Origin of the sequence: Gilliamella sp. B3367 (assembly GCF_026536825.1) — a bacterium.
Lineage (GTDB): Bacteria > Pseudomonadota > Gammaproteobacteria > Enterobacterales > Orbaceae > Gilliamella > Gilliamella apicola_E.
The window spans coordinates 14,507-40,011 of sequence record NZ_JAFNNJ010000011.1 but is presented as its reverse complement, the minus strand read 5'-3'; the positions used below and the strand labels follow the sequence as shown (position 1 = coordinate 40,011).

Below are 25,505 nucleotides of genomic sequence, written 5' to 3'. Positions count from 1 at the left end.
TCTTTTTTTAAAAAATTTGATCTTGTTCACCAACTTCATTATCGCCTGCTTTCGCTGACGCCGTGTCAGTGGATGCGCATTATAGAGCCTTAGAAAAATCATGCAAGCGATTATTGCAAATTTATTTCCGTTTGTGTTTTTTTTACACATAGCGCCGTGAAAATAAACTAATTCTATACAAATTTTACAAACTTTCTTTAATTTACTATTGATTATATAATTGCTTTTTTTCTATTTCAGTCTAACTTTTTAAGTGGATTTTTTATGCCTTTCACTTTTGCACATCCAGCAATTGTTTTACCTTTTTACAAAAAGCCTAAATTTTTTTCCATGACAACCTTAATTATAGGTAGTATGTCACCTGACTTTGAATATTTTCTTAGAATGAAAATAAAAAGTGATATGAGCCATACTTTATTAGGTATCTTTTATTTTGATCTACCAATAACATTAATGGTTGCTTTTATCTTTCACTTTATTATTCGTAATGAATTGATCAAGAATTTGCCCCATTTTCTTTATAAACGATTTGCTCATTATCTAAATTTTAATTGGAGTGAATATTGCTACCATCACTGGTTTATTGTCATAACTTCTGCATTAATTGGCGCACTATCTCATTTAGGTTGGGATAGTTTTACCCACTTAACAGGCTTTTTTGTACAGCACCTACCTTTTTTACAACAGACAATTTCATTAAAAAATACTAATATTCCTATCTACCAATTATTCCAACATGGAAGTACTTTGATAGGATTTAGTTTAATATGTCTCTTTATTTTCAGATTACCGATCTTGGTTGATAAGACAAATAAAATTAGCTTTCTATATTGGGGGACAGTGTTTTTGATTTTTTTAAGTTGTTTTTCTCTTTTTTTCGCCAATACTATTCATACCTTTGGTCAAAGTGTGGTGAACTTTATTAATGCACTATTTTTGGGGTTAATATTATCACCTCTTATCGTGAAAATTATACGGCACTAATTTTAAATGCCGTATAACAATAGTATTTTTAGAAAATTATGACTCTGCTTTTATTTTATTGGGTAAATCCGCCAAGCTATCAATTACCCAATCAGCTTGCGCTAATGCTTCTTCAGTAATGGCATCACCGGTTTTCACCAAAACCGTTTTTTTAACTCCGGCCTTTTTCCCCGACAATAAATCAGACACTCGGTCACCGACCATATAAGAGTTGGCAATATCAATTTTTAACTCTTTCGCTGCTGTTTGTATCATACCGGGATTTGGTTTTCGGCATTCACAGTCATCAACCAGAGGATCATGTGGGCAATAATAAACACCATCAATGTCAACACCTCGGTCTTGTAATGACCAATCCATCCATTCTGTTAAGGTATTGAATTGCTCGTCAGTAAATATGTTTCTCGCAATACCAGATTGGTTAGTTGTAATGACAAGTAAAAAACCCATTTCTTTGAGTTCTCGCATTGCATCAATTACACCATCAATAAAGTGGAATTTATCAATAGTGTGTACATAATTGTAATCTATATTAATTGTACCATCTCGATCTAAAAATATAGCAGGCTTCATGTTTAATCATCTTCCTTTTATAGAGGTGTCTATCTAGCTTTATATAGGATATTATCGATTGACATAGATGTCTAGACGTCTTAATATTTATCCATCCCTTTTTATTAGTATATATCATGATAAAACTTGAACACATCTCAAAAAATTTTGAGCACAATAAAACCACTATCCATGCTTTAAAGGACATTTCATTAAATGTTCCTCAAGGTAAAATTTATGGTGTTATTGGCAAGTCAGGCGCAGGTAAAAGCACATTAATACGTTGTGTCAATCTATTAGAAAAACCAACCAGTGGAAAAATATTTTTTGACAACCAAGATATCACCCATTTATCTAATCGAAAATTAATTGAAGTACGCCGAAAGATTAGCATGATTTTTCAGCATTTTAATTTGTTATCATCTAGAACTGTATTCGATAACATTGCTTTTCCACTTGAACTAAATAAAACACCTAAAAAGGTAATCAAGCAAAAAGTAAATGAGCTTATTGAACTTGTAGGTTTAAGTGAAAAGGCTGATGTCTATCCAGCTAATTTATCGGGTGGACAAAAACAACGCGTCGCTATTGCTAGAGCGTTAGCAAGTGATCCTAAAGTATTATTATGTGATGAAGCAACCAGTGCCCTTGACCCTGAAACAACACGTTCTATTTTAGCATTATTAAAAGATATCAACCAAAAACTAGGTTTAACCATTTTATTAATCACTCATGAAATGGATGTTGTTAAACAGATTTGCGACCAAGTAGCAGTTATTAGTAACGGAGAATTAGTTGAACAATCTTCAGTCGGTGAAATGTTTTCGCATGCTAAAACAGATATTGCAAGGCAATTCATTCAATCAACATTACACCTTACTATTCCAGATGATTATTTAGCTAGACTAACACCAGTACATAAAGAAGGACTTAATCCACTTGTTCGTTTGGAATTTTCTGGTGTATCGGTAGATTTACCTTTACTGTCTCAAATAGCTAAAGAATTCGAAGTTGATAGTAATATTATCAGCGCTCAGATGGATTATGCGGGTGGCGTTAAATTTGGTTTGATGTTAACTGAAATGAAAGGAAAACAGAAAAGTACTGCATCAGCAATTGCGTTTCTAGAAAAAAATAATACTAAAGTTGAGGTTTTAGGCTATGTTTGATTTTATTCCTTCATTTAAACCATTTGAATCGATTTTTCGCTATTTAGCTCAACATGGTTTCTGGGAAGATTTTGTTACATTTTGTTCTTCATTTAATGGTTTTAGTGAAGCAATGCTATTCAAAATGGCACAAGCAACCGATGATACTATTTATATGGTGTTGTTATCAGGTTTTTATGGAACGTTAATTGGATTACCATTAGGTATATTGTTGTATGTCACCCGAAAAGGTAACATACTTGAAAATGACATTGTAAATTTTACATTCTCTTTTCTCACAAATATATTTCGAGCAATTCCTTTTATTATATTAATTTTATGGATAAAACCTTTCACAGTAGAAGTAATGGACATTATAACCGGCCAAGCCACCTTTTTAGGTAGACAAGGTGTTATTGTTCCGCTTAGTGTAGGTGTTGCGCCTTTAATTGCAAAAATGATTGAAAATGCTTTACTGGATATTCCTAAAGGTTTAATTGAAGCTGCTCGTTCAATGGGAGCCACACCATTACAGATTATATATAAAGTTCTTATTCCCGAATCTCTACCTATTATTATTAATAGCATGACAATAACACTGATAACATTAACAGGCTATATTGCACTCAGTGGAGCTGTTGGAGCTGGAGGCTTAGGGCAATTGGCTATTCAATATGGCTATAATAGTTACAAACCCGCTATAATGAATACAGTTGTTATTTTATTAGTTATATTAGTATTCCTAATCCAAGCTATTGGCAATAGGATTGTAAGGTATGTTACTCATCATTAATTTTGGAGAAAATTATGTCAATTAAACAGCTAGCACTAGCCACTACTTTGGTAAGTGCATTTTTTTTAACAGGTTGTGATAATAAACAATCATCTGTAACTGATAACAAACCAGCAGAACCAGCAAAAGTAAGTACTATCAAAGTTGGTGTAATTTCAGGTCCTGAACAAGAAGTAGCAGAAGTAGCCAAACAACAAGCTAAAAGCCTTTATAATCTTGATGTTGAGCTTGTGATTTTTAATGATTACGTTACTCCAAATCAAGCATTAAATGATGGATTAATTGATATTAACGCTTTTCAACATAAGCCATATTTAGATGAACAAATCAAAGAAAGAGGTTATAAATTAACTGTTGTTGGTAACTCATTTGTTTACCCTATTGCAAGTTACTCACACAAATTAAAACCGATTGAGAATAACAGTGAAACTGGGGAAGGTGTAAAAGTAACCTCACCTCGAGGCGAAACGTTCTTTATTCCAGCTAAATCAAAAATTGCCATTCCTAATGACCCTACAAATTTAGGTCGTGCATTACTTTTATTACAACATGAAGGTTTAATTACTGTTGATAAGACAAAAGGTTTATTGCCAACTGTACTTGATATCACAAGTAACCCATATGAATATAAAATTATCGAACTAGAAGCTTCGATGCTACCTCGTTCGCTAGATGATTCGCAAGTCGATCTTGCTATTATTAACAATGCATTTGCTGGACAAGCAAATTTAACACCAAGCAAAGATGGTATTTTTGTTGAAGATAAAGAGTCTCCATATGTTAACATTATCGTATCGCGTGAAGCGGATAAAGATAATGAAAATGTAAAAAACTTTGTTAAAGCTTACCAAACTGATGCAGTAGCGCAAAAAGCTGACCAAATTTTTAATGGTGGCGCAATTCGTGGTTGGTAAATTAGCAAGCTATAATTTATTATATTCCGTCGGCATTCGTCGACGGAAATCATTAAAATAATTAAATAAAGAATCAACAATGACATATCAATTTGAACCAATTGGTATCATCCAGTCACCTTATGTTGAAAAATTTGCAGTGCCTCGTCAACCCAATCTGGTCAAAGCTGCTCAAGGTGAACTACATTTACTTACACCATATAACAATCCTATCAGTGTCAAAGGATTAGAACAGTTTTCTCATCTATGGCTTTTATTTCATTTCCACCATATTGAGCCAACCAAGAGGAGATTAACGGTACGTCCACCTCGTTTAGGAGGAAACAAAAGTTTAGGCGTATTTGCAACAAGATCTCCATATAGACCTAATAATATTGGTCTTTCAGTTGTTGAATTAATAGATATTATTGTTGAAAAAAATCAGGTGATTTTGAAGTTAGGGGGATTAGATCTCGTAGATGGCACACCTATAATTGATATAAAACCCTACTTACCTTACTGTGATAGCCATCCTGATGCGAAAGCGGGTTACGCTCAAATGCTCCCTGAACAGAAACTTGAAGTTTCATTCTCAGCTAACGCTAAATTATTTATTGAATCCCAACAAGATTATCCACAACTAACCGAATTAATTGAACAAGTAATATCTCAAGATCCAAGACCAGCTTATAAACAAAAAAACAACCATGAGCAAACTTATGCAATCTCACTATATCATTTTAATATTAAATGGAAGGTGATAGGCTGCTTAGCCGTTATTGAAAATATACATATTATTGAACGGTAATGTTAATTTATTTAAATGATAAATTTACAAAACAATGAGATATGTAATTAAATATTTTTTTTGTAAAAATCCTTTACAAAAGAGTTACATAATACCGATAATATAGGTTGGTAAGGAAGCTTAATTCTGCTAAATTAAATGAGGGTTTAATTCCCTATATTTCACTTTGCCACTAAAGTTTTAATAATTTTAGTGGCACCTTTTATTTGCATCAATGATAATTGTTATTTTTCTTATTTCTCAATTCAGCAATATCTATCGCATCAAACAGATAATGTTTTCCACAATAATCACAATGAATGTCAATTTTGCCATCGTCTTCATTAAGAATCTCATCAATTTCCTTGGCTGGTAATGTCATTAAACTATCTTCACAACGTTGTCGTGAACAACCACATTTAAATACAATTTGTTGAGTTTCAAATAAGCGAACTTCTTCTTGATTATAAAGACGATATAAAATTTCATCAGTAGGAAGTTGAAACAACTCTTGGCTAGTGATGGTTTCAGTTAATGTGCTTAGAAGCTCAAATGACTCTTGAGTATTTTCATTTGCAGGTAACACTTGCAATAAAATCCCTGCAGCCATCGGTGTGTTATTATGCACTCCAGTTTTAACGAATAAACGAGTTGGCAGTTGTTCAGACTGCATAAAATAATTTTCAATACAGCCAGTTAGCGTTTCTTTTTCTAATCCAACGATGCCTTGATAACGTTCGCCTTTTTTAGGCGTGATGGTAATTACAATGTAACCGTTGCCAACCATCTCCCTAAGAGTAGCATTATCGGCAATTTCACCATTTACTCGCGCAACACCACGTAATTCTTGTAGATTATTGCCATTTACCACTGCTAATGTTAATGGCCCATCCCCCTGTAATTGCACAGCAATATCACCATCGAATTTCAATGTAGCGGTTAATAAACTGGTGGCTACTAATAATTCACCTAATAAATTCTGTACTGGAATAGGATAATTATGGTTTTCTAAAATAGATTGGTATGTTTTTTCAAGTCGCGTGATTTCCCCTCGAACAGGATGATTATCAAATAAAAACCGATTTAAAGTATCCATATTAATTGCCTTGTTGTCTTTCATATTTAAATTTAATTAATGTACGCCGCTCTTTTTTATCAGGTCGCCGGTCCGGATGCGGCATGGCTAATGCATTAAGTTTTCTTGCCTGAGCAATATTTTCACGTTTTTCAATGCTCTCTGGGGTTTCTTGGTAAAGATATTCAGCTTCTCTTGCGGTTCTACGCTGGTCATTAATGGCTAAAACTCGAATTGTCTTTTGCTCATTACCTTGCCTAAGCACTATCATCGCCCCAACTTCAACTATTTTGCTTGGCTTTGCTCGTTGGCCATTATAATGAACTTTTCCACCTTCAATCATTTCACGAGCAATGGAACGCGTTTTATAAAACCTCGCGGCCCATAACCATTTATCTAATCTGACGAGATGCATTGTTTCCTCGTTTAAGACTTAATACATTTACAACTAATATAAGTATCGTTTTATTAAAATCAATGTTGTGAATGAATTGAATAATCATTGCCACCTGTCGAAAAAACTCCAGATAAACTAAATGGAGCTATCTTACCGCGCAAATCAGCTCGATAATTTAACGACTCTGGAGGATTCTGTACTAACTTCCATCGATTAAGCAGCTCACTTGTGGTACCTTTGCTAATGAGGTGGAATGATTCAAATTCAGAATGCAAAGGATTAATTATTGCAGTTGAGTCAATTATTCCGCCATTAACTAATGCATTAAAACTTAATAATGTGCGATGCTGAAGATCAATATCTACCGACACACTAGGATATTTAATACTTACTTTATTAACTGAAGCATTATTAGCTTTAAGAAATAGTGAGCCTGAATATAACCCCAATTTGTTGTCTTCAACTAAGCTCACATTTTTCCCCGAAACATCAAAGTTTGCAATGTTAAAAGGATAATCAGATTTAATACTGGTTAACATACTTTGCAATATGATTAACTGATCAACGTCAACACGATTAAATATATCTGGTAATAACGGTTGTTTTGCTTCATCAGATAATTCATAACTGATGCCTGTCAACAATAACTTATTCAAATGTAATGAATTATTTTTCCAACTACCATCTAAATGAACATCACCGTTATGCCATCGAGCAACCGCTTTTTTGATATCAATTTCATTATCTTTAAAAGACAATTGAAGCAATAAAGAAGAATATATTTGATCAAACCAAACCACATTATCTGCATTAAAAATAAAGGAAGTTTCATTCAGATTCCACTGATTATCATAGCTAATATTGGTTATTTCAAAATTTCCCTTAGCAATAATTAAATTAGGTAATTGAATATTACTGTCTAAAATTAAAAGTTCTTCTAACCTAAACTTTGGAAATTTAGGCAAATACTTATTTAATTCAGTATAATCATCTGGTTGAAAACGGATATTATTTAATCTTAATTGGGCTATATCTAAGCTACCATCGGCTAATACTTTTAATTTACTAACAAAAAAACCATTATCCATATTACCGCCTAAATTGGTGATTGCTGTAACCCCATCACGATAATATCCTTGTAACAATATTTTATTTATCGGTATTTGATTAAATGATGCTTTTTGTGAAGTGAAATCAAATTGATATGGCTCTTTACTACTTAAATCAAAGGGTTTAATACGGCCATCAACGCCTTTTAAAGAAAGAGAATCTTGCTCATCATTAAACGAAAAATTTATTGTAGAATTATAAAACTTTAATACATTAGCCGAAAAATTAGTAATATCAACACCATTAAATTCACCATCAATCACATTAATATAATTAAAATGATGAAGTTGCCATAAATTTTTCTTATCAAAACCAATAGTTAACTTTCCAATTTTAGTCACTTCTTGCTTATCATTTATTACCAATAAATTATCAATACTTAACTCATAAAAATTAGCTAATGAATGATTTATCTTACCAATTGAAATAGTGTATGGTCCAAGCTTTGATAATTGTTGACTCAGTACTTTTGCTCCATAATTGGTTTGCAAGGCAAAATAACTAACTACAATTAACAACCAGATAATCGAAAAGAGCAAAATTAAACAAGATCGTAACCGTCTCATAAATAAGCAGTATAGTAATAAAAATGGATTAAAATTTATATAACAATACCTGATTTTGGGTAAAATAGCACTTGATTTTAATATAAATGATTTGTTGTTAAACTAGTTTTAACGTTAATATATAGCCAATTATGACTTTAGAATAACAAATTCACGGAATTAATCTTCATCCTTTGATTAAGGTGAAAAATTCTTTTTTATTGACCATATAAACAGGAAAAAATCGAGATGAAACAGATCCCAATGACAGTAAGGGGAGCCGAATTATTACGAGCAGAACTTGAAGAACTTAAAAATATAAAAAGACCTCAAATTACTGCTGCTATTGCAGAAGCCAGAGCGCACGGAGATTTAAAAGAAAACGCGGAATATCATGCAGCAAGAGAACAACAAGGTTTTTGTGAAGGTCGTATTCAAGAAATCGAAGGCAAATTATCTCAAGCGCAAATTATTGATATTACCAAAGTAAAAAATACTGGACGCATAATTTTTGGTGCCACAGTGACTGTAATTAATATCGATACCGATGAAGAAACAACTTATCGAATTGTTGGCGATGATGAAGCAGATTATAAACAAAATTTAATTTCGGTTAACTCACCTATCGCTCGAGGTCTTATTGGTAAAGAAGATGGTGATACCGTCCAAATCAAAACACCAGGCGGTAATGTTGAATTTGATATTGTTAAAGTTGAGTATATCTAATAAAACTCAACTGCAATAAAAAAACAGGGCTATTGCCCTGTTTTTTTATTTGGGTAAAGTAATTTTCTTATCTTCGCTAGGTCTAAATACCGTAAAAATAGATCCGACTTGTTGAACGGGTAATGCATTTGTTTCGCGGATAATAGCTTCACAAATTAATTTTTTCGTTTCACGATCTTCGGCAGCGATTTTAATTTTAATTAACTCATGGAAATTTAGTGCATTTTCGATTTCGGCAAGAACGCCTTCGGTAAATCCATTAGCACCAATCATCACTATCGGTTTTAAATGATGAGCTTCACTTTTTAAGTACTGTTTTTGTTTATTCGATAAATTCATTAATTTTTTATCACATTAAGTTGCAATTTTGCTATTCTACCCTTATATATATTTGTAATCAATTGAAGTAACCTCTATACACTAAGGATTTATTCGCTGTGAGTAACAAAAAACGCTCAGCAAGTTCTACTCGTTGGCTAAATGAACATTTTAAAGATCGCTTTGTACAACAAGCACAAAAAAAAGGCCTACGTTCTAGAGCATGGTTTAAATTAGAAGAAATACAAAAAAGTGACAAACTATTCAAACCAGGAATTACTGTCGTGGATTTAGGGGCAGCACCGGGCGGATGGTCACAATATGTTGCATCACTCATCGGTAATAAGGGACGAATTATTGCTTGTGATTTATTACCGATGGATCCAATAGTTGGCGTTGATTTCTTGCAAGGTGACTTTAGGGATGAAGCCGTATTAAATACCTTACTTGAGCGCGTTGGTGAAGAGAAAGTACAAGTTGTTATGTCAGATATGGCTCCGAATATGAGTGGACAGCCTGCAGTTGATATACCAAGAGCTATGTATTTAGTTGAACTTGCATTAGATATGTGTAAAGACGTTCTTGCACCTAATGGAAGTTTTATTGTAAAAGTATTCCAGGGCGAAGGCTTTGAAGAATATCTAAAAACAGTTAGATCGCTGTTTAAAACAGTCAAAATTCGAAAGCCTGAAGCTTCGCGCGCACGATCTCGAGAAGTATATATTGTAGCAATGGGGATGAAGTAGCCAGCCGTACAATTTTGTAGTACCATACTTGGTTAATTTTAGTCGTAACTGTTAATTTTATGAGAGGTTTTTCTTTTGAACGACATGGTAAAGAATTTACTGATCTGGGGCGTTATCGCGGTAGTATTGTTTGCTGTATTCAACCAATTCAGCGCGTTATCCAATAGCGGTCCTCAAGTCGATTATACCAAATTTAATTCGGATGTAACGAGCGGCAAACTCAAAGAAGTACATATTAATGGTCGCGAAATTGTTGCTACAACTAAAAGTAGTAGTAATTATGTTACTTATATCCCTTACCTTGATGAAAAACTAGTCGATAACTTGGTGCTTAATGATATTGCTGTTTACGGCAGTCCAGATGAAAAACCAAGCTTATTGGTTAGTATCTTGATTTCTTGGTTTCCAATTATCTTATTACTTGGTTTTTGGTTCTTTGTTATGCGCCAAATGCAAGGCGGGGGTAAAGGTGGCCCAATGTCGGTAGGCAAAAGTAAAGCCAAAATGTTAACACCTGACCAAGTTAAGACTAAATTTACAGATGTAGCAGGCAGTGAAGAAGCTAAACAAGAAGTAACAGAAGTCGTCGATTTTTTACGTGATCCTGGCAAATACCAAAAATTAGGCGGTCGTATTCCTAAGGGGATTTTAATGGTAGGACCTCCGGGTACGGGTAAAACATTATTAGCTAGAGCCATTGCGGGTGAAGCAAACGTGCCTTTCTTTAGTATTTCAGGTTCAGATTTTGTTGAAATGTTTGTCGGTGTTGGCGCATCACGTGTACGTGACCTCTTTGAACAAGCCCGTAAACATTCACCATGTATTATCTTTATTGATGAAATTGATGCTGTTGGTCGAAAACGTGGTGCCGGCTCAATGGGCGGACATGATGAACGAGAACAAACTCTAAACCAAATGTTAGTTGAAATGGATGGCTTTGAAGCTAACAGTGGTATTATCATTATTGCAGCAACAAACCGTGCGGACATTCTCGATCCTGCATTACTTCGTCCGGGTCGTTTTGACCGTCAAGTTCAAATTGATTTACCGGACTTAAAAAGCCGTGAACAAATTCTGGCAGTACATGTACGTAAAGTGCCTTTAGGTTCTGATGTTAATCTAGCAGTATTAGCTCGCGGAACACCAAATTATTCTGGTGCTCAATTAGCTAATTTAGTTAATGAAGCTGCGCTATTTGCCGCGCGTCGTAATAAACGTTTAGTCACGATGGATGAGTTTGAAGAAGCCAAAGATAAAATCGATATGGGTACTCAACGTCGTTCGTTATCCATGACAAAAGAGCAATTAACCAATACGGCTTATCATGAAGCGGGACATGCAATCGTAGGTTATTTAATGCCAGATCATGATCCGCTTCATAAAGTAACTATTATTCCTCGAGGAGGGGCATTAGGTGTAGCCTTCTTCTTACCAGAAGGAGATCAAATCAGTCAAAGTCGTACTCAGTTAGAGTCTAAAATATCTACAGCTTATGCGGGAAGAATTGCCGAAGGCCTAATTTATGGTGAAGATAAAATTACCTCAGGTGCATCTAGTGATATACGATACGCTTCTAACATAGCCAGAGCAATGGTTACACAGTGGGGGTTCTCAGATCGTTTACCACCTGCATTGTTTGAATATGAAGAATCTTCTTATGGAATCATGAAAAAAATATCTGATGGTACAGCAAAAATTATTGATGAAGAAGTTGATGCAATCCTTCAACGAAACTATCAACGAGCTAAAACAACACTAACTGAAAATATTGATATTCTTCATGCAATGAAAGATGCTTTACTGAAATATGAAACAATTGATAAACAACAGATTGATGAACTGATGAATCGCCAACCAGTCACACCACCAGAAGGCTGGACAGCCAGTGATGAAATAGCAGCTCAAGAAGTTCCGAATGAAGGTAAACCACCTGAATCTGATGATTAATCTGTTTTAATTTTTATAACGCGCTACGGCGCGTTTTTTATCGGATAATTTAAATAAATCTAAAATAAAAGTGATTTTCAAAACAGGTAATAAACTTGAATGATTTTGCTATCGTTTAGCTTATAACAAAGCTTAGCGATAACAAAAAGCAGATGACTCAAATAAGGCATAATCATGGAAATTCGTTTCAACAATCAAATTATGGATCTCTCTTTTCCACAGGTAATGGGTATCGTAAACATGACGCCAGATTCTTTTTCTGATGGCGGTAATTATAACAATCTTGATGATGCCATGCGTCGAGTTGATAATATGATACAAGCAGGCGCAACATTTATTGATATAGGGGGCGAATCAACTCGCCCTGGAGCAGCCTTCGTCTCAGTTGAAGAAGAATTAGATAGAGTTGTGCCTTTAGTTGAAAAAGTGGCTCGCTATTTTGATGTTTGGATTTCCGTTGATACCTCTAAGCCTCAAGTTATGACTGAATCAGCAAAAGCAGGAGCACATTTAATTAATGATATCCGAGCATTAACTGAATCAGGTGCAGTCGAAGCTGCAGCTCAAACAGGATTACCGGTTTGCATTATGCATATGCAAGGCGATCCCCAAACTATGCAAAATGCTCCGCATTATCAACAAGACATCTATCAAGAAGTTGATCAATTTTTTGCTCAACATATCAATCGTTGCATAAACGCAGGAATTGAACGAGAAAAAATTATTCTTGATCCGGGTTTTGGGTTTGGTAAAACATTGGCACACAATTATCGATTACTAGCAACACTTGAAAAATTTCATCACTTTCATTTACCGCTATTAGTTGGCATGTCTCGCAAATCCATGATTGGACAAGTATTAAATGTTTCGCCTAAAGAACGTATGTTAGGTAGCGTTTCTTGTGCAGTAATTGCAGCCATGAAAGGTGCGCAGATTATTCGAGTTCATGACGTAAAAGAAACCTTTGATGCACTGCGAATTGTGCAAGCCACTTTAGCTGAACAGGAATAAACGCGGTTTAACTTTAACAAAATAAGCCATTATTTTATTAAAAAGGGAATTTTTAGACAAATACTATAAAAATCCCTTTTTGTTTTATGCTTGAGAATTTTCAATTTTTGGCATCACTGTTTCAAATAATTTTTAAACAATAAAAATACTTAGAAACATCATAAAACCAACATAATTATTATTTTGAAAAGCTTTAAAGCATCGAGTTCTATCACGATCATTGATTAACCATTGTTGATAAATAAACAGTAACGACACAACCAATAATCCACAATAATAAATAAAAGATAAATGATTATTGAGACCAATAATTATCAAGCAAATCAATGTTATTATCTGTAGAATGCCTATCCACAATTTATCATAGTAACCAAACAAAACAGCCGTCGATTTAATGCCAATTTTGATATCATCATTTCGATCAACCATGGCATATTCGGTATCATAAGCAACTGTCCAACAAATATTTGCCAAACACAATAACCAACAGGTTAACGGAAACTGTTCAATTGTGGCCGCATAGACCATTGGAATGCTCCAACTAAATGCAATTCCCAACACTATTTGTGGAAAATAAGTATAACGTTTCATAAACGGATAAATCATCGCAGTTAACAATGCAAAGCCAGCAATCAACCACGACAAAGCGTTTAAAAATAATAATAGACAAGCGGCCATTAATAATAATATCAATAATGTCCATTTAGCATTCTTTGCTGTTAATTCACCCTGCACTAACGGACGACTTTGAGTTCGCTCTACATGCGCATCAAAATGGCGATCAGCATAATCATTCACAACACAACCGGCGGATCGCATAACAATGACACCTAGCGTAAATATCAAAACCAGTTTTTCAGTTGGATAGGGATCAGCAAGCCATATTGCTGACAAAGTCGGCCAAAGTAGCAGTAAAATGCCGATTGGTTTATCTAACCGCATCAGTTTTATATAAGCTAACATATATCTATCCTCAATTATAATGGGCGGATTATACCTGATCTTGTTAAAGCTGCAATGCGGATAAATACCGTTTTTATTTGATGCTGCTACATGTGTAATCAATCAAGTCAATTTACCTAATATCGTGTCATATCCAAAACGGTTAATCTAACTAAATTGATTAATTGTGGTAATAAAGGGTTACAACAAAAGCAAATACTGCTCTGCCATCACGGCTAATGCCCGATAAAATTGGCTAACTTGATTATGTTTTAATTGATCTAGATAAGCTGATGACCAAGTCATTAAGTGTTCATCAATCAGTTGATTCGCCGCTTGCGTTTTTTGTTTTTCCAGCAATATCGCATAAGCCATTAACATTAAACCAAACTGATCTTCCGGCTCATTCATACCGGTATTAAGCGTTAAACCATGCTGCTGTAAAAATTGACGATAGCGCTCTTGCGATTCCCCCATTAATAGTTTTTCTTGATCCAAATAGACAGATCCCCAAGGCGGGGCCGGCATTTTGCCTTGCCCTTCAAACAATAACGAGAATTGATAATCCAGATCGGCATGGCTGATTTGCGTTGCCAATATCTGGCATTGCTGGCTAATGAGCTCTGGATTTTGCCAATCCGCCAGTTGGTCAATATGCAATAGAGCCTCAAGCAACGGTTCAACGGTTTGACTATTAGGCGGATAATAAAAAAAAGCACCCAGTACTTTTGCTAGGGTAGCACAAGTGAGATTATCGAATCTTTTCTCTTTATTCATTGACGTTACTTGTTGTCGGTCAGTTATATTGTTAATTATAGCGGTATCATCCATAAATTATAAAAGGCAATACGGCCACAAACTTCAGCAATAAACACACAAGCAAAAGCAGTAAGATAAATTATTGCATTATGTTTGGCGCGGTAAATGTTAAAAGCAACCAATAGTAGTGCCACTATGATTAAAATGCACTCAGCAATCATCCAACTTGCTTGCGCACAAGCCAGCTCCGGGCTTATGGTCGTCATTAAATTATAATAGGGAATTTTTAATAATATAATCAATACACTACCAATGAGAAAAGCTGCGTTGCCTAAACGATATAACCCAAGCATTGCGCTAGTAATTCCACCCAACGCCAGCATCGCTGTATACATTTGAATTGCAGTATAGTTGGTATCCCATGTTTTCACTGTTGGTAGCATGTAAGTTAAAACAATCGTCAACACAAAAACTAAACTCAGTAGGATTAAGATGATGGCTATCAGCTGGTTGATATAGGGAAAGCGATTAATCTTTAAACAAAGCGGTTTAATCAATTTCAGTTTTTGGCTATCCGGATTGAGAGAAAAGTAGTGGATTAATACTGAGGCGAATGTAACGCCAAATACCACACCAAAAGTGAAAATCTCATTACTCATCGGCGAACGTCCAATCCCATAGATCACATTTAACGCCCGCAAAGGATGCCCTAAATGGAATGAGGCAAGCAGCATACCAATAGCCATAAAAACCAGTGCTAACAGATTAATTTTTTGACGAATAATGGGATTAGCTTGTGAACAATTCATTAAGCAAGATAAGCTGCTTAACAGCACCATTCCGGCAGATAATTGCCCAAATACCGTAAAAAAAACCAATGGTAATTCATGCATATTATACCTCCTCCGGATTGAGCACTTTTCCTTGTGTATCGCCTGAGCTTTTAGCCAAAGCATGTGGTTTGATAACAATATTCGGTTTAGTCAACTCTGCATTAGGCAAAGGGGCAATATTACGTTCATCACCATGACGCTCACGTAATTTCCCTATCTCGTCAAAATCTAAAGCACGTTGCGGACAAGATTCGACGCACACAGGCTTTAAGCCTTCGGCTACACGCTCATAACAACCATCGCATTTTGACATAACCCGCTTTTGATGATCAAACTGTGGCGCACCATATGGACAACGCATTTCACAATAGCGGCAACCAATACACACATCTTGATTAACAACCACTAAGCCATCTTGTTGGCGTTTATGCATCGCACCAGTTGGACAACCTTGCACGCAAGTTGGTTGCTCACAATGATTACATGAGATTGACAAATAGTAAGTAAAAGTATCATTTTGCCAAATCCCGTCCACTTGTTGCCACGATCCACCACCATACTCATAAACTCGGCGAAAATGCACGCCCAGCGCATTATCTTTTTCGTCTTTACAGCTCAACTGACAGGTTTTACACCCGGTACATTTGGAAGAATCAATAAAGAATCCATATTGCATTTTAATCATCTCCCTTTTTAATTATGATGCCGCTGGCATAGTTGATAATGGTTTGATTTCAACCAAATTAGTATGCTGCGAATTTGACTTCGCTAACACTGACGGGCGCAATGAGGTTAAACGATTAATACAACCACCAATATCCACGCCAGCAGCATTAGTTTTTGCCCATAGCCCTTGAGGTATAGCGATCACGCCCGGTAATATACGAGGCGTGACTTTAGCCGGAATATAAAGCCGACCACGATCGTTAAATACTTCAACTAATTGCCCATGCTTAATTTGTCTTTGCTCAGCATCAATCGGGTTAATCCAAACGCTACTGGCTACAGCTTCTCGTAGTTGGGGAAGATTACTATAAGAGGAGTGACAATGCCCTTTAATATGAAATCCAATCATTTGCAGCGGATATTTATTGCGTTTTTGTTGATCCTCACTCCCTTCAATAGCAGGCAAATAAGCAGGAATTGGGTAGAGTTTATCGTCCGGCTCAATCTCCCATTCACTCGCTATTTTTGCCAGCGCTTCTGAATAAATTTCAATTTTGCCAGACGGGGTATTTAATGGCTGATTAATCGGATCATCCCGGAATGCTTTTAAGGCAATTTGTGCATCACTATCCGCTAACTTACGATCGACAATACCCTTACCGTCAGTGTCAGCAAAAGGCGGTAAATCAGGATTTTGCTTGCGCATTCTTTCATAGCTATACGCTATCCACTCATCTTGCGTTCGCCCTTCAGTAAATTTATCTTTAACGCCCATTTTTTCTGATAACTCAGTTAACACATCATAAGACGATCGATTTTCCCAAAGCGGCTTAATAGCCCGTTGCATACGAATAACATAATGGTAAGCACCGGATGCATAAGAATTATTAATTAAATCGTTACTTTCCACTGATGACACATCCGGCAATAACAGATCGGCATAGCGTGCTGATGCGGTCATATGAGTATCCCACACTAAGATAAATTCGCATTGAGATTCATCTTGTAAAATTTGGTGTGTTCGATTGAGATCGGCATGCTGATTACCAATTACATTACTGGCATAACTCCAGATAAACTTGATACCGACATCCAATTTATCTTTACCGAGTATATAAGCATTCTTCGCGGTCATGCTCTGCGGTGATTCGATCGCTTTAGTCCATAAAAAAAATGGAATACTGGTTTTAATCGGATTTAATAAATTCAGACCCGGAACCGGATAAGTCACGCTTCCGCCCCAAGTACCAATATTGGTGCCCGGTTTACCAAATTGACCAGTGATAATAGGCAATATCATAATCGCTCTTGTAGTATGTTCACCATTTTGCCAACGTTGTGCTCCCCAGCCTTGCGAAATCCATGCTGCTTTAGCGTTAACAATATCTAAGGCAAGTTTACGAATTTGTTTAGCGGGAATACCGGTTTTTTTTGCTGCCCACTCCGGCGTTTTCGGTGTTCTATCATCACCTAAACCTAAAATATAAGATTTATAATCACTAAAAGGGGGTGCGCTATCCGGCAATGAGTCAGCATTCCAACCCACACAATATTGATTAAGCATTGCCTCATCAATTTTATCTTCTTCCAGTAAAGCATAGCCAATTGCAGCAACTAACGCCGCATCGGTACCGGGAATAATCGGGATCCACTCGGCATTATAGCCAACCACACTTTCGCTACGCCTAGGATCGATAATAATCACTCTGGCTTTACTTTGTGCTAAAGCATGAAACAGTTCCGTTACTTGCCCACCGCCTGACATTCGCGTTTCTGCAACATTATGTCCAAACATAACAACCAAATCTGAATGTTTAATTTGATCAATGAGCGACTCTTTAGCATTGCCATAAATATAAGGCTTAATAGCAGTTATCTGTCCACTTGAGTAATCGCCATGATAATTTAGATAACCACCGATAGTACTTAAAAACCGTCTACAAGCACTGCGTCCGGCGATATTTGCGCCGGTGGTACCTGTTCCATATTGACAATAAATAGCTTCATTGCCATAACGATTAATGGTGTATTTAAGTTTATCTGCCAATAAAGTTATTGCTTCATCCCAGCTAATACGTTTAAATTTACCTTCACCACGCTTACCTATTCGCACCATAGGGTATTTTAAACGCTCCGGATCGTAAGTTCGCCAGCGTACCGCTCGTCCCCGCAAACATGGGCGAATTTGATGTTGACCGAAGATAGGGTCATTAATACCGTCTTCGGATGAGATTTTAGTAATAATATCGTTTTTAACATGGACTTTTAGTGGGCAGCGACTACCGCAATTCACTAAACAGGCGCTGTAGAAAATCTTTTCATCATTAGTGGGATTAGGTATCAATGCTTTATCGTGATTTGTTTCAGATGTTGCATAAGCAAAAGGTAATTGCAAATTATTTGCTACTGCTGCCACACCACCAATTGCTAGTGATTTTTGCAAAAAATCACGCCGAGTTATTTTGTTTTCTGACTTGCTCATCCTATTCCCTTATTTTTTATTTGGGATGTATTTATCATAATACTATAGTTAGGATTATAAAACAGAAAAAAGGCTAAAATCGAAATTAACTTAAAATAAATTAATAAAATAAGAATTATTATCAATTAAAAATTTAATTTGATTTTCATTATCAATTTAATTTCATGCATCTTAAAGAAAGATTGGTATAATATGCCCATTTATTCGAATAAATAGAAAACTTATGTCACAATCCACTTATAATGCTGTTGATATTGAAGTCCTAAAAGGACTCGATCCTGTCCGCCATCGACCAGGCATGTATACTGATACTGCTCGCCCAAATCATTTGGGACAAGAGGTTATTGATAATAGTGTAGATGAAGCTATAGCAGGACATGCCCGCCAAGTTAAAGTTACACTCTATGAAGATAATTCACTTGAGGTTATTGATGACGGGCGAGGTATGCCGGTTGATATTCATCCTGATGAAGGTGTACCAGCTATTGAACTTTTACTTTGCCGTTTACATGCTGGAGGTAAGTTTTCCAACAAAAATTATCAATTTTCAGGCGGTTTGCATGGTGTTGGTATCTCCGTTGTTAATGCATTATCAAAGCGTGTAGAAGTTACTGTAAATCGTGATGGGCAAGTTTATCAAATCGCTTTTGAAAATGGTGATAAAGTTGAGGATTTACATGTAATAGGTACATGTGGTCGTCGAAATACCGGTACAAAAGTACGTTTTTGGCCTGATGAAAAGTATTTTGATTCACCACGATTTTCTGTACCCCGCTTAACTCATTTACTTAAAGCAAAAGCGGTACTCTGCCCAGGGTTAGAAATCATTTTCAAAGATAAAATTAACAATACTGAACAACGCTGGTGTTATCAGGACGGTCTAAAAGATTATTTAATGGAATCTGTTAGTGGTTACACACTATTACCTGAAGAGCCATTTACTGGTAGTCATACCGGCGAAACAGAAGCAGTCGAATGGGCCTTACTCTGGTTACCAGAAGGTGGGGAACTTTTAACTGAAAGTTACGTTAACTTGATTCCAACTGTACAAGGTGGTACTCATGTTAATGGTTTACGTCAAGGTTTACTTGATGCTATGCGCGAATTTTGCGAGTTCCGTAATTTACTTCCTCGAGGCCTAAAGCTGACCGCCGATGATATTTGGGAACGCTGCGCATATGTGTTATCCGTAAAAATGCAGGAACCTCAATTTGCTGGTCAAACCAAAGAACGCCTTTCATCAAGACAAAGCGCTGCATTCGTTTCGGCAATTGTTAAAGATGCATTCAGTCTTTGGTTAAATCAAAATGTGCAAATTGCAGAATTATTGGCTGAAATGGTCATTTCAAGTGCGCAAAAACGCCTACGAGCATCTAAAAAAGTTATTCGTAAAAAGCTCACAAGTGGTCCTGCTTTACCTGGTAAATTGGCCGATTGTTCTTCACAGGATTTAAGTCGTACTGAACTATTTTTGGTAGAAGGTGATTCTGCAGGTGGTTCAGCCAAACAGGCACGAGATAGAGAATATCAAGCCATAATGCCATTAAAAGGTAAAATTTTAAATACTTGGGAAGTATCATCAGACGAGGTATTAGGCTCACAAGAAATCCACGATATCTCGGTTGCCATAGGTATTGACCCTGATAGTGATGATTTAAGTCAATTGCGCTACGGTAAAATCTGTATTTTAGCTGATGCAGACTCAGATGGATTACATATTGCCACTTTGCTTTGTGCGTTATTTGTTCGTCATTTTCGGGCGATGGTTGAACATGGGCATATCTTTGTTGCTATGCCTCCGCTTTATCGTATTGATTTGGGTAAAGAAGTGCATTATGCCCTTGATGAAGAAGAAAAAGAAGGGATTTTAGATCAGCTTAAACGTAAAAAGGGTAAACCGAATGTACAACGTTTTAAAGGTTTAGGCGAAATGAATCCATTACAACTCCGTGAAACAACGATGGATCCTAATACTCGTAGATTAGTTCAGTTATCACTAGATAATGCAGAGGAAACCATGGCATTAATGGATATGCTGCTGGCTAAGAAACGAGCAGAAGATCGCCGAGAATGGTTACAAGAAAAAGGTGACCAAGTTGAACTTGATGTCTAATATACAGAATAATTTAGAGGAACAATAATGAGTGAGATAACTCATGACGGAGTAGAAGTTCAGTCGCTACGTACTTTTACAGAGAGCGCATATTTAAACTACTCAATGTATGTCATTATGGATCGTGCGCTACCGTTTATTGGTGACGGTTTAAAACCTGTGCAACGCCGTATTGTTTATGCCATGTCAGAATTAGGGCTTAATGCTCAGGCTAAATTTAAAAAATCAGCTCGTACTGTAGGTGACGTGTTAGGTAAATACCATCCTCATGGTGATAGTGCCTGTTATGAAGCAATGGTGTTAATGGCACAACCATTCTCTTACCGTTACCCATTAGTAGATGGTCAAGGAAACTGGGGAGCTCCAGATGATCCTAAATCATTTGCGGCTATGCGTTATACCGAATCTCGTCTATCAAAATATGCAGAATTATTATTAGGCGAATTAGGGCAAGGCACTGTTGACTATACGCCAAACTTCGATGGTACCTTACAAGAACCTAAAATATTGCCAGCTAGATTACCCAATATTTTATTGAATGGTACAACCGGCATTGCTGTTGGTATGGCAACTGATATTCCACCACATAATATTCGTGAAGTAGCAAATGCTGCTATTATGTTAGCAGATAACCCAAAAGCAACACTTAGTGAAGTGATGGCTCACATACAAGGCCCTGACTTTCCAACAGAAGCCGAGATTATTACTGCGCCAGAAGATATTGCTAAAATTTATCAAACTGGACGAGGATCAATCCGCATGCGTGCAGTTTGGAAAAAAGAAGAGGGTGATATTGTTATTACTGATCTTCCTCATCAAGTTTCAGGGGCTAAAATCTTAGAGCAAATTGCTTCGCAAATGCGGGCGAAAAAATTACCATTAATTGAAGATTTACGCGATGAGTCAGACCATGAAAATCCAACCCGTTTAGTAATTGTCCCAAGATCTAATAGAGTGGATTTAGAGCAAGTTATGAATCATCTATTTGCTACCACGGATCTTGAAAAAAGCTATCGCGTCAATATGAATATGATTGGACTTGATAATCGTCCATCAGTTAAAGGATTAGTTGAAATATTAACTGAATGGTTAGAATATCGACGTTTGACGGTAACACGTCGATTAAATTATCGTTTAGATAAAATCCTAAAAAGATTACATATTTTAGATGGCTTATTAATTGCGTTTCTAAATATTGATGAAGTTATTGAAATAATTCGTCATGAAGATGAACCAAAAGAAGAATTAATTAAGCGATTTGCCTTAAGTGAAATACAAGCAGAAGCTATTTTAGAGTTAAAACTTCGTCATTTAGCTAAATTGGAAGAGATGCGTATTAAAGGCGAACAAGCTGATCTTGCTAAAGAACGGGATCAACTACAAGCTCTACTTGCTTCACCAAGAAAACTCAGTAATTTAATCAAAAAAGAATTGCAAGAAGACGCTGAAAAGTATGGCGATGAACGCCGTTCGCCAATCGTTGAGCGAAGTGAAGCTAAAGCGATCACTGAACAAGAATTAACACCTTCTGAACCCGTCACAATTGTATTATCTGAAATGGGATGGGTAAGAGCGGCTAAAGGTCATGACATTGACCCTGTCGGATTAAGTTATAAAGCAGGCGATAGCTTTAAAGCTGCTGCAAAAGGTAAAAGTAACCAGCCAGTTGTCTTTATCGATTCAACTGGGCGAAGTTATGCTATTGAGCCAAATACTTTACCATCAGCTCGAGGACAAGGCGAGCCAATTACCGGTAAATTAGCATTACCAGCAGGTGCAACTATTGAACATGTTTTAATGTCAAACGATGAAGAACAAAAATTCTTACTTGCTTCTAGTGCCGGATACGGTTTTATTTGTCAATTTAGCGATTTAATTGCGCGTAATCGTAACGGTAAAGCAGTAATTAATCTATCTAATAATTCAAATGTACTTGCACCGATTGAGATAGTATCAGAGGAAAGCTTGCTTTTATCAATTAGTCAAGCGGGTAGAATGCTTATCTTCCCGGTGAAAGATTTACCAGAGTTATCTAAAGGTAAAGGAAATAAAATTATCTCATTATCTGCCAGCGATGATAGCCTAGCTTATATGATGCTGATAACGCCTGAAACCTCACTGACGTTGTATGTTGGTAAACGCAAACTTACGCTTTCTTCTACTGATTTACAAAAATTTAGAGCAGAGCGTGCTCGTAAAGGAACATCACTACCGCGTGGATTACAAAAAATCGATCGAATTGAGGTAAACGAATAATATGTCTTTTATCTGGTCCATTATTCTCGGGTTAATACTGAGCTCAGTTTTCAAATCCGGATGGGGATTTATACTTGGTCTATTAATAGGTCCAATGTTGTATCAAGCATTTGGCAATAGATTAAATGAAAAAAGGACACAATCAAACCCAACTTTGTACTTAATTGTTGCTTTTGAAGTATTGGGGCATCTGAGTAAAGCTAAAGGTGTTGTTACCCAAGATGATATTAATCTTGCTCGGCAATTTATGGATCGGCTACAACTTGATGCAGCCGGTCGCCAATTAGCCCAAGAGTCATTTAATCGTGGTAAAGCAAGTGATTACCCACTTCGATCGCGTTTACGAGAACTCTACTTTCAATATCGTTTTAGAAGAAATGTTTTAAATATATTTTGTGAACAATTAATTCAAGCGGCTTTAGTTGATGGTAATTTAGATGAAAAAGAGTCACAAATTTTGTTTATTGTTGCTGAAGAATTCCATATTCCTCGCCAACAAATGGTTATATATATTCAGATGATGATGGGAAGCTTTCATTTCCGTCAAGAATATTATAATAATCAACAAAATAGTCAATATCAACAAAGCAATAATTATGGCAATTATCAAAACAGTTCTCACCAATCAGATTTGCAAAATGCTTATAGAATTTTAGGGATAGATTCATCTGCTGATATTCCTGAAATCAAAAAAGCTTATCGCAGGTTAATGAATGAACATCATCCAGATAAATTAGCATCAAAAGGCTTACCAAAAGAGATGTTAGAGGCAACCAAAAAGCGAGCACAAGAAATTCAAGCTGCTTACGATCTTATAAAAGCATCTCGTGGATTCAAATAGAGATTATTACTATGATGCATTGGCGCTCAATTATAAGAATTATCGGTTTATTAATATCATTATTGTCGATATTTATGTTAATACCGGCACTAGTCGCATTAATATACCGTGATGGTGCTGGCGCAATTTTTGTCCGTTCTTTCTTCGCTGCATTAATTTTAGGAGTATTGTTGTGGTTCCCTAATCGAAATCAGCGTCATGAGTTGAGTACTCGGGAAGGTTTTTTCATTGTTGTATTATTCTGGGTAGTTTTAGGTACTATTGGTGCATTTCCATTTCTTTTTGATAATCATATCAATCTTAATTTAACCACTGCTTTTTTTGAATCTTTTTCTGGGTTAACAACAACAGGCGCTACAACTATTGTTAATTTAGATCATTTACCTAAGGCCCTTTTATTTTATCGTCAATTGCTACAATGGCTTGGGGGAATGGGAATTATCGTACTTGCAGTTGCTATTTTACCATTATTAGGTGTTGGTGGAATGCAGCTCTATCGAGCTGAAATCCCAGGTCCTCAAAAAGATAGTAAAATGCGTCCCCGCATTGCTGAAACAGCAAAAACATTGTGGTCTATTTATATTTTGCTTACCACGTTATGCGCAATAAGTTTGTGGTTTGCTGGAATGAATATCTTCGATGCTATTTCGCATAGTTTTTCGACGATATCGATGGGAGGATTCTCAACTCATGACAGCAATTTAGCTTATTTTAATAGTCCAGCAATTAACTATATTGTTACTATTTTCCTAATTTTATCTGGTTGTAATTTTGCACTCCATTTTGCCGCATTAAATGGTATTTCACTTAAAGTTTATTGGCGCGATCAAGAGTTCAGAACGTTTATCTTTATCCTTCTTATTTTAATTGTTATTTGTGCGTTTGTTATCTATTTTTATCAACCACAACGAAATCTTGGTATTGATAAAATCGTGTTACAAGTCGTGTCGGTTTCTGCAACTGTCGGTTTTACCGTCGATGATATTAATACTTGGCCATCCTCATTACCAATCTTTTTATTATGTGCTTCATTTATTGGGGGCTGTGCTGGTTCTACTGGAGGAGGGTTAAAAGTTGTTCGCGTTCTACTATTATTTATGCAAGGTTCACGTGAATTAAAACGTCTTATACACCCGAATGCAATATATACCTTAAAATTGAATAATCGAGTTGTACCGGAACGAATTATTGAGGCAGTATGGGGATTCTTTTCTGCCTATGCATTAGTTTTTTTAATTAGTCTATTTATCATTATGGCGTCTGGAATTGATGCAACTGACTCATTTTATATTGTTGCCTCATCATTGAACAATTTGGGGGTTGGTCTTGGCAGTGTGAGTGATAATTTTGCGCATGTAAGTGATATGGTTAAATGGGTAATGGTTGTGGACATGTTATTTGGACGACTTGAAATATTTACCTTATTGGTTTTATTTACACCAACCTTCTGGCGAAGCTAATTTTCACTTAACAATTTAGTGTTAAACCTGGATTTTTTAGAAAAATGGCTAAAAATATAAATATTTTATTGATTATTTAGTCAATTGCAGACAGAATTACTAAGCAGCATGTGCTGTGTTC

Annotated in this window: 23 protein-coding genes; 13 read left to right on the top strand and 10 right to left on the bottom strand. The window is 36.0% G+C overall.

What is annotated here, in order from left to right:
- The first annotated feature begins 264 nt into the window (after nucleotides 1-264).
- A complete protein-coding gene (locus J3U23_RS11510) occupies nucleotides 265-984 on the top strand; it encodes a DUF4184 family protein (RefSeq protein ID WP_267339281.1) in 720 nt (239 codons plus the stop codon).
- Nucleotides 985-1,020: 36 nt separating this feature from the next.
- Here J3U23_RS11510 and gmhB read toward each other — a convergent pair whose 3' ends face one another.
- Complete coding sequence (gene gmhB / locus J3U23_RS11505) at nucleotides 1,021-1,557, bottom strand: D-glycero-beta-D-manno-heptose 1,7-bisphosphate 7-phosphatase (protein WP_065562818.1); 537 nt, start codon at nucleotides 1,555-1,557, stop codon at nucleotides 1,021-1,023.
- Nucleotides 1,558-1,673: 116 nt separating this feature from the next.
- Between gmhB and metN the strand changes: the two genes are divergently transcribed.
- From metN to tsaA, 4 genes are all read left to right on the top strand, one after another.
- Nucleotides 1,674-2,705: a methionine ABC transporter ATP-binding protein MetN gene (gene metN, locus J3U23_RS11500; protein WP_065562817.1), complete on the top strand. Its 1,032-nt coding sequence runs from the start codon at nucleotides 1,674-1,676 to the stop codon at nucleotides 2,703-2,705.
- A gap of 112 nt (nucleotides 2,706-2,817) precedes the next feature.
- Entirely contained in the window at nucleotides 2,818-3,477 is a 660-nt protein-coding gene (locus tag J3U23_RS11495; RefSeq protein ID WP_065562822.1) for a methionine ABC transporter permease, read from the top strand.
- Between the two features lie 14 nt (nucleotides 3,478-3,491).
- Nucleotides 3,492-4,391 (top strand): methionine ABC transporter substrate-binding lipoprotein MetQ, encoded by a 900-nt coding sequence (gene metQ, locus J3U23_RS11490; protein WP_267339280.1) that lies wholly within the window; start codon nucleotides 3,492-3,494, stop codon nucleotides 4,389-4,391.
- 79 nt (nucleotides 4,392-4,470) lie between these two features.
- The gene (gene tsaA / locus J3U23_RS11485; protein WP_065562815.1) at nucleotides 4,471-5,178 is read left to right on the top strand and encodes a tRNA (N6-threonylcarbamoyladenosine(37)-N6)-methyltransferase TrmO; all 708 of its coding nucleotides are present in this window, start codon (nucleotides 4,471-4,473) and stop codon (nucleotides 5,176-5,178) included.
- A 211-nt stretch (nucleotides 5,179-5,389) separates the two neighbouring features.
- On the opposite strand, the gene hslO is transcribed toward tsaA, so the two are convergent.
- The 3 genes from hslO to J3U23_RS11470 are packed head-to-tail and all read right to left on the bottom strand — an operon-like array spanning nucleotide 5,390 to nucleotide 8,305.
- Entirely contained in the window at nucleotides 5,390-6,277 is an 888-nt protein-coding gene (gene hslO / locus J3U23_RS11480) for an Hsp33 family molecular chaperone HslO (protein ID WP_065733721.1), read from the bottom strand.
- Nucleotides 6,255-6,647, bottom strand: a complete 393-nt coding sequence (gene hslR / locus J3U23_RS11475; protein ID WP_065733720.1) for a ribosome-associated heat shock protein Hsp15 — start codon at nucleotides 6,645-6,647, stop codon at nucleotides 6,255-6,257. The genes hslO and hslR overlap by 23 nt, the downstream gene beginning before the upstream one ends.
- Before the next feature lie 59 nt (nucleotides 6,648-6,706).
- Nucleotides 6,707-8,305: a hypothetical protein gene (locus tag J3U23_RS11470; protein ID WP_267339279.1), complete on the bottom strand. Its 1,599-nt coding sequence runs from the start codon at nucleotides 8,303-8,305 to the stop codon at nucleotides 6,707-6,709.
- A gap of 228 nt (nucleotides 8,306-8,533) precedes the next feature.
- Between J3U23_RS11470 and greA the strand changes: the two genes are divergently transcribed.
- Nucleotides 8,534-9,010 carry a transcription elongation factor GreA gene (gene greA / locus J3U23_RS11465; RefSeq protein WP_065562811.1) on the top strand — a complete coding sequence of 159 codons (477 nt, stop codon included), beginning with the start codon at nucleotides 8,534-8,536 and terminating at the stop codon, nucleotides 9,008-9,010.
- Nucleotides 9,011-9,055: 45 nt separating this feature from the next.
- On the opposite strand, the gene yhbY is transcribed toward greA, so the two are convergent.
- On the bottom strand, nucleotides 9,056-9,349 hold the full coding sequence (yhbY, locus tag J3U23_RS11460) for a ribosome assembly RNA-binding protein YhbY (protein ID WP_065562810.1): 294 nt from the start codon (nucleotides 9,347-9,349) through the stop codon (nucleotides 9,056-9,058).
- A gap of 98 nt (nucleotides 9,350-9,447) precedes the next feature.
- Here yhbY and rlmE point away from each other — a divergent pair, with 98 nt between their 5' ends.
- The 3 genes from rlmE (at nucleotide 9,448) to folP (ending at nucleotide 13,032) form a co-directional block, all read left to right on the top strand.
- Nucleotides 9,448-10,074, top strand: coding sequence for a 23S rRNA (uridine(2552)-2'-O)-methyltransferase RlmE (gene rlmE, locus J3U23_RS11455; protein ID WP_065562809.1), 627 nt, complete (start codon nucleotides 9,448-9,450; stop codon nucleotides 10,072-10,074).
- Nucleotides 10,075-10,149: 75 nt separating this feature from the next.
- Nucleotides 10,150-12,021 (top strand): ATP-dependent zinc metalloprotease FtsH, encoded by a 1,872-nt coding sequence (gene ftsH, locus J3U23_RS11450; RefSeq protein WP_416380077.1) that lies wholly within the window; start codon nucleotides 10,150-10,152, stop codon nucleotides 12,019-12,021.
- 174 nt (nucleotides 12,022-12,195) lie between these two features.
- On the top strand, nucleotides 12,196-13,032 hold the full coding sequence (gene folP / locus J3U23_RS11445) for a dihydropteroate synthase (RefSeq protein ID WP_065733717.1): 837 nt from the start codon (nucleotides 12,196-12,198) through the stop codon (nucleotides 13,030-13,032).
- Nucleotides 13,033-13,164: 132 nt separating this feature from the next.
- On the opposite strand, the gene ubiA is transcribed toward folP, so the two are convergent.
- From ubiA to J3U23_RS11420, 5 genes are all read right to left on the bottom strand, one after another.
- Entirely contained in the window at nucleotides 13,165-13,995 is an 831-nt protein-coding gene (gene ubiA / locus J3U23_RS11440; RefSeq protein ID WP_065733716.1) for a 4-hydroxybenzoate octaprenyltransferase, read from the bottom strand.
- 180 nt (nucleotides 13,996-14,175) lie between these two features.
- A complete protein-coding gene (locus J3U23_RS11435; RefSeq protein WP_065733715.1) occupies nucleotides 14,176-14,751 on the bottom strand; it encodes a TorD/DmsD family molecular chaperone in 576 nt (191 codons plus the stop codon).
- 35 nt (nucleotides 14,752-14,786) lie between these two features.
- Complete coding sequence (locus J3U23_RS11430) at nucleotides 14,787-15,626, bottom strand: dimethyl sulfoxide reductase anchor subunit family protein (RefSeq protein ID WP_267339278.1); 840 nt, start codon at nucleotides 15,624-15,626, stop codon at nucleotides 14,787-14,789.
- Nucleotide 15,627: 1 nt separating this feature from the next.
- A complete protein-coding gene (locus J3U23_RS11425; RefSeq protein ID WP_267338058.1) occupies nucleotides 15,628-16,242 on the bottom strand; it encodes a DMSO/selenate family reductase complex B subunit in 615 nt (204 codons plus the stop codon).
- Between the two features lie 21 nt (nucleotides 16,243-16,263).
- Nucleotides 16,264-18,714: a DMSO/selenate family reductase complex A subunit gene (locus J3U23_RS11420; protein WP_267339277.1), complete on the bottom strand. Its 2,451-nt coding sequence runs from the start codon at nucleotides 18,712-18,714 to the stop codon at nucleotides 16,264-16,266.
- 223 nt (nucleotides 18,715-18,937) lie between these two features.
- Between J3U23_RS11420 and parE the strand changes: the two genes are divergently transcribed.
- From parE to J3U23_RS11400, 4 genes are read left to right on the top strand one after another with little or no spacing between them, the layout of a single operon-like run.
- Complete coding sequence (gene parE / locus J3U23_RS11415; protein ID WP_220225392.1) at nucleotides 18,938-20,827, top strand: DNA topoisomerase IV subunit B; 1,890 nt, start codon at nucleotides 18,938-18,940, stop codon at nucleotides 20,825-20,827.
- Between the two features lie 27 nt (nucleotides 20,828-20,854).
- Entirely contained in the window at nucleotides 20,855-23,083 is a 2,229-nt protein-coding gene (gene parC, locus J3U23_RS11410) for a DNA topoisomerase IV subunit A (RefSeq protein WP_267339276.1), read from the top strand.
- A gap of 1 nt (nucleotide 23,084) precedes the next feature.
- Entirely contained in the window at nucleotides 23,085-23,924 is an 840-nt protein-coding gene (djlA, locus tag J3U23_RS11405; RefSeq protein WP_220225394.1) for a co-chaperone DjlA, read from the top strand.
- 14 nt (nucleotides 23,925-23,938) lie between these two features.
- On the top strand, nucleotides 23,939-25,384 hold the full coding sequence (locus J3U23_RS11400; protein ID WP_065733732.1) for a TrkH family potassium uptake protein: 1,446 nt from the start codon (nucleotides 23,939-23,941) through the stop codon (nucleotides 25,382-25,384).
- Nucleotides 25,385-25,505 lie beyond the last annotated feature (121 nt).

Excerpts from the sequence above, each read along its gene's own strand:
- J3U23_RS11510 (WP_267339281.1), top strand. The coding sequence starts at position 265 with ATGCCTTTCACTTTTGCACATCCAGCAATTGTTTTACCTTTTTACAAA.
- gmhB (WP_065562818.1), bottom strand. The coding sequence starts at position 1,557 with ATGAAGCCTGCTATATTTTTAGATCGAGATGGTACAATTAATATAGAT.
- metN (WP_065562817.1), top strand. The coding sequence starts at position 1,674 with ATGATAAAACTTGAACACATCTCAAAAAATTTTGAGCACAATAAAACC.
- J3U23_RS11495 (WP_065562822.1), top strand. The coding sequence starts at position 2,818 with ATGCTATTCAAAATGGCACAAGCAACCGATGATACTATTTATATGGTG.
- metQ (WP_267339280.1), top strand. The coding sequence starts at position 3,492 with ATGTCAATTAAACAGCTAGCACTAGCCACTACTTTGGTAAGTGCATTT.
- tsaA (WP_065562815.1), top strand. The coding sequence starts at position 4,471 with ATGACATATCAATTTGAACCAATTGGTATCATCCAGTCACCTTATGTT.
- hslO (WP_065733721.1), bottom strand. The coding sequence starts at position 6,277 with ATGAAAGACAACAAGGCAATTAATATGGATACTTTAAATCGGTTTTTA.
- hslR (WP_065733720.1), bottom strand. The coding sequence starts at position 6,647 with ATGCATCTCGTCAGATTAGATAAATGGTTATGGGCCGCGAGGTTTTAT.
- J3U23_RS11470 (WP_267339279.1), bottom strand. The coding sequence starts at position 8,305 with ATGAGACGGTTACGATCTTGTTTAATTTTGCTCTTTTCGATTATCTGG.
- greA (WP_065562811.1), top strand. The coding sequence starts at position 8,534 with ATGAAACAGATCCCAATGACAGTAAGGGGAGCCGAATTATTACGAGCA.
- yhbY (WP_065562810.1), bottom strand. The coding sequence starts at position 9,349 with ATGAATTTATCGAATAAACAAAAACAGTACTTAAAAAGTGAAGCTCAT.
- folP (WP_065733717.1), top strand. The coding sequence starts at position 12,196 with ATGGAAATTCGTTTCAACAATCAAATTATGGATCTCTCTTTTCCACAG.
- ubiA (WP_065733716.1), bottom strand. The coding sequence starts at position 13,995 with ATGTTAGCTTATATAAAACTGATGCGGTTAGATAAACCAATCGGCATT.
- J3U23_RS11435 (WP_065733715.1), bottom strand. The coding sequence starts at position 14,751 with ATGAATAAAGAGAAAAGATTCGATAATCTCACTTGTGCTACCCTAGCA.
- J3U23_RS11430 (WP_267339278.1), bottom strand. The coding sequence starts at position 15,626 with ATGCATGAATTACCATTGGTTTTTTTTACGGTATTTGGGCAATTATCT.
- J3U23_RS11425 (WP_267338058.1), bottom strand. The coding sequence starts at position 16,242 with ATGCAATATGGATTCTTTATTGATTCTTCCAAATGTACCGGGTGTAAA.
- J3U23_RS11420 (WP_267339277.1), bottom strand. The coding sequence starts at position 18,714 with ATGAGCAAGTCAGAAAACAAAATAACTCGGCGTGATTTTTTGCAAAAA.
- parE (WP_220225392.1), top strand. The coding sequence starts at position 18,938 with ATGTCACAATCCACTTATAATGCTGTTGATATTGAAGTCCTAAAAGGA.
- parC (WP_267339276.1), top strand. The coding sequence starts at position 20,855 with ATGAGTGAGATAACTCATGACGGAGTAGAAGTTCAGTCGCTACGTACT.
- djlA (WP_220225394.1), top strand. The coding sequence starts at position 23,085 with ATGTCTTTTATCTGGTCCATTATTCTCGGGTTAATACTGAGCTCAGTT.
- J3U23_RS11400 (WP_065733732.1), top strand. The coding sequence starts at position 23,939 with ATGCATTGGCGCTCAATTATAAGAATTATCGGTTTATTAATATCATTA.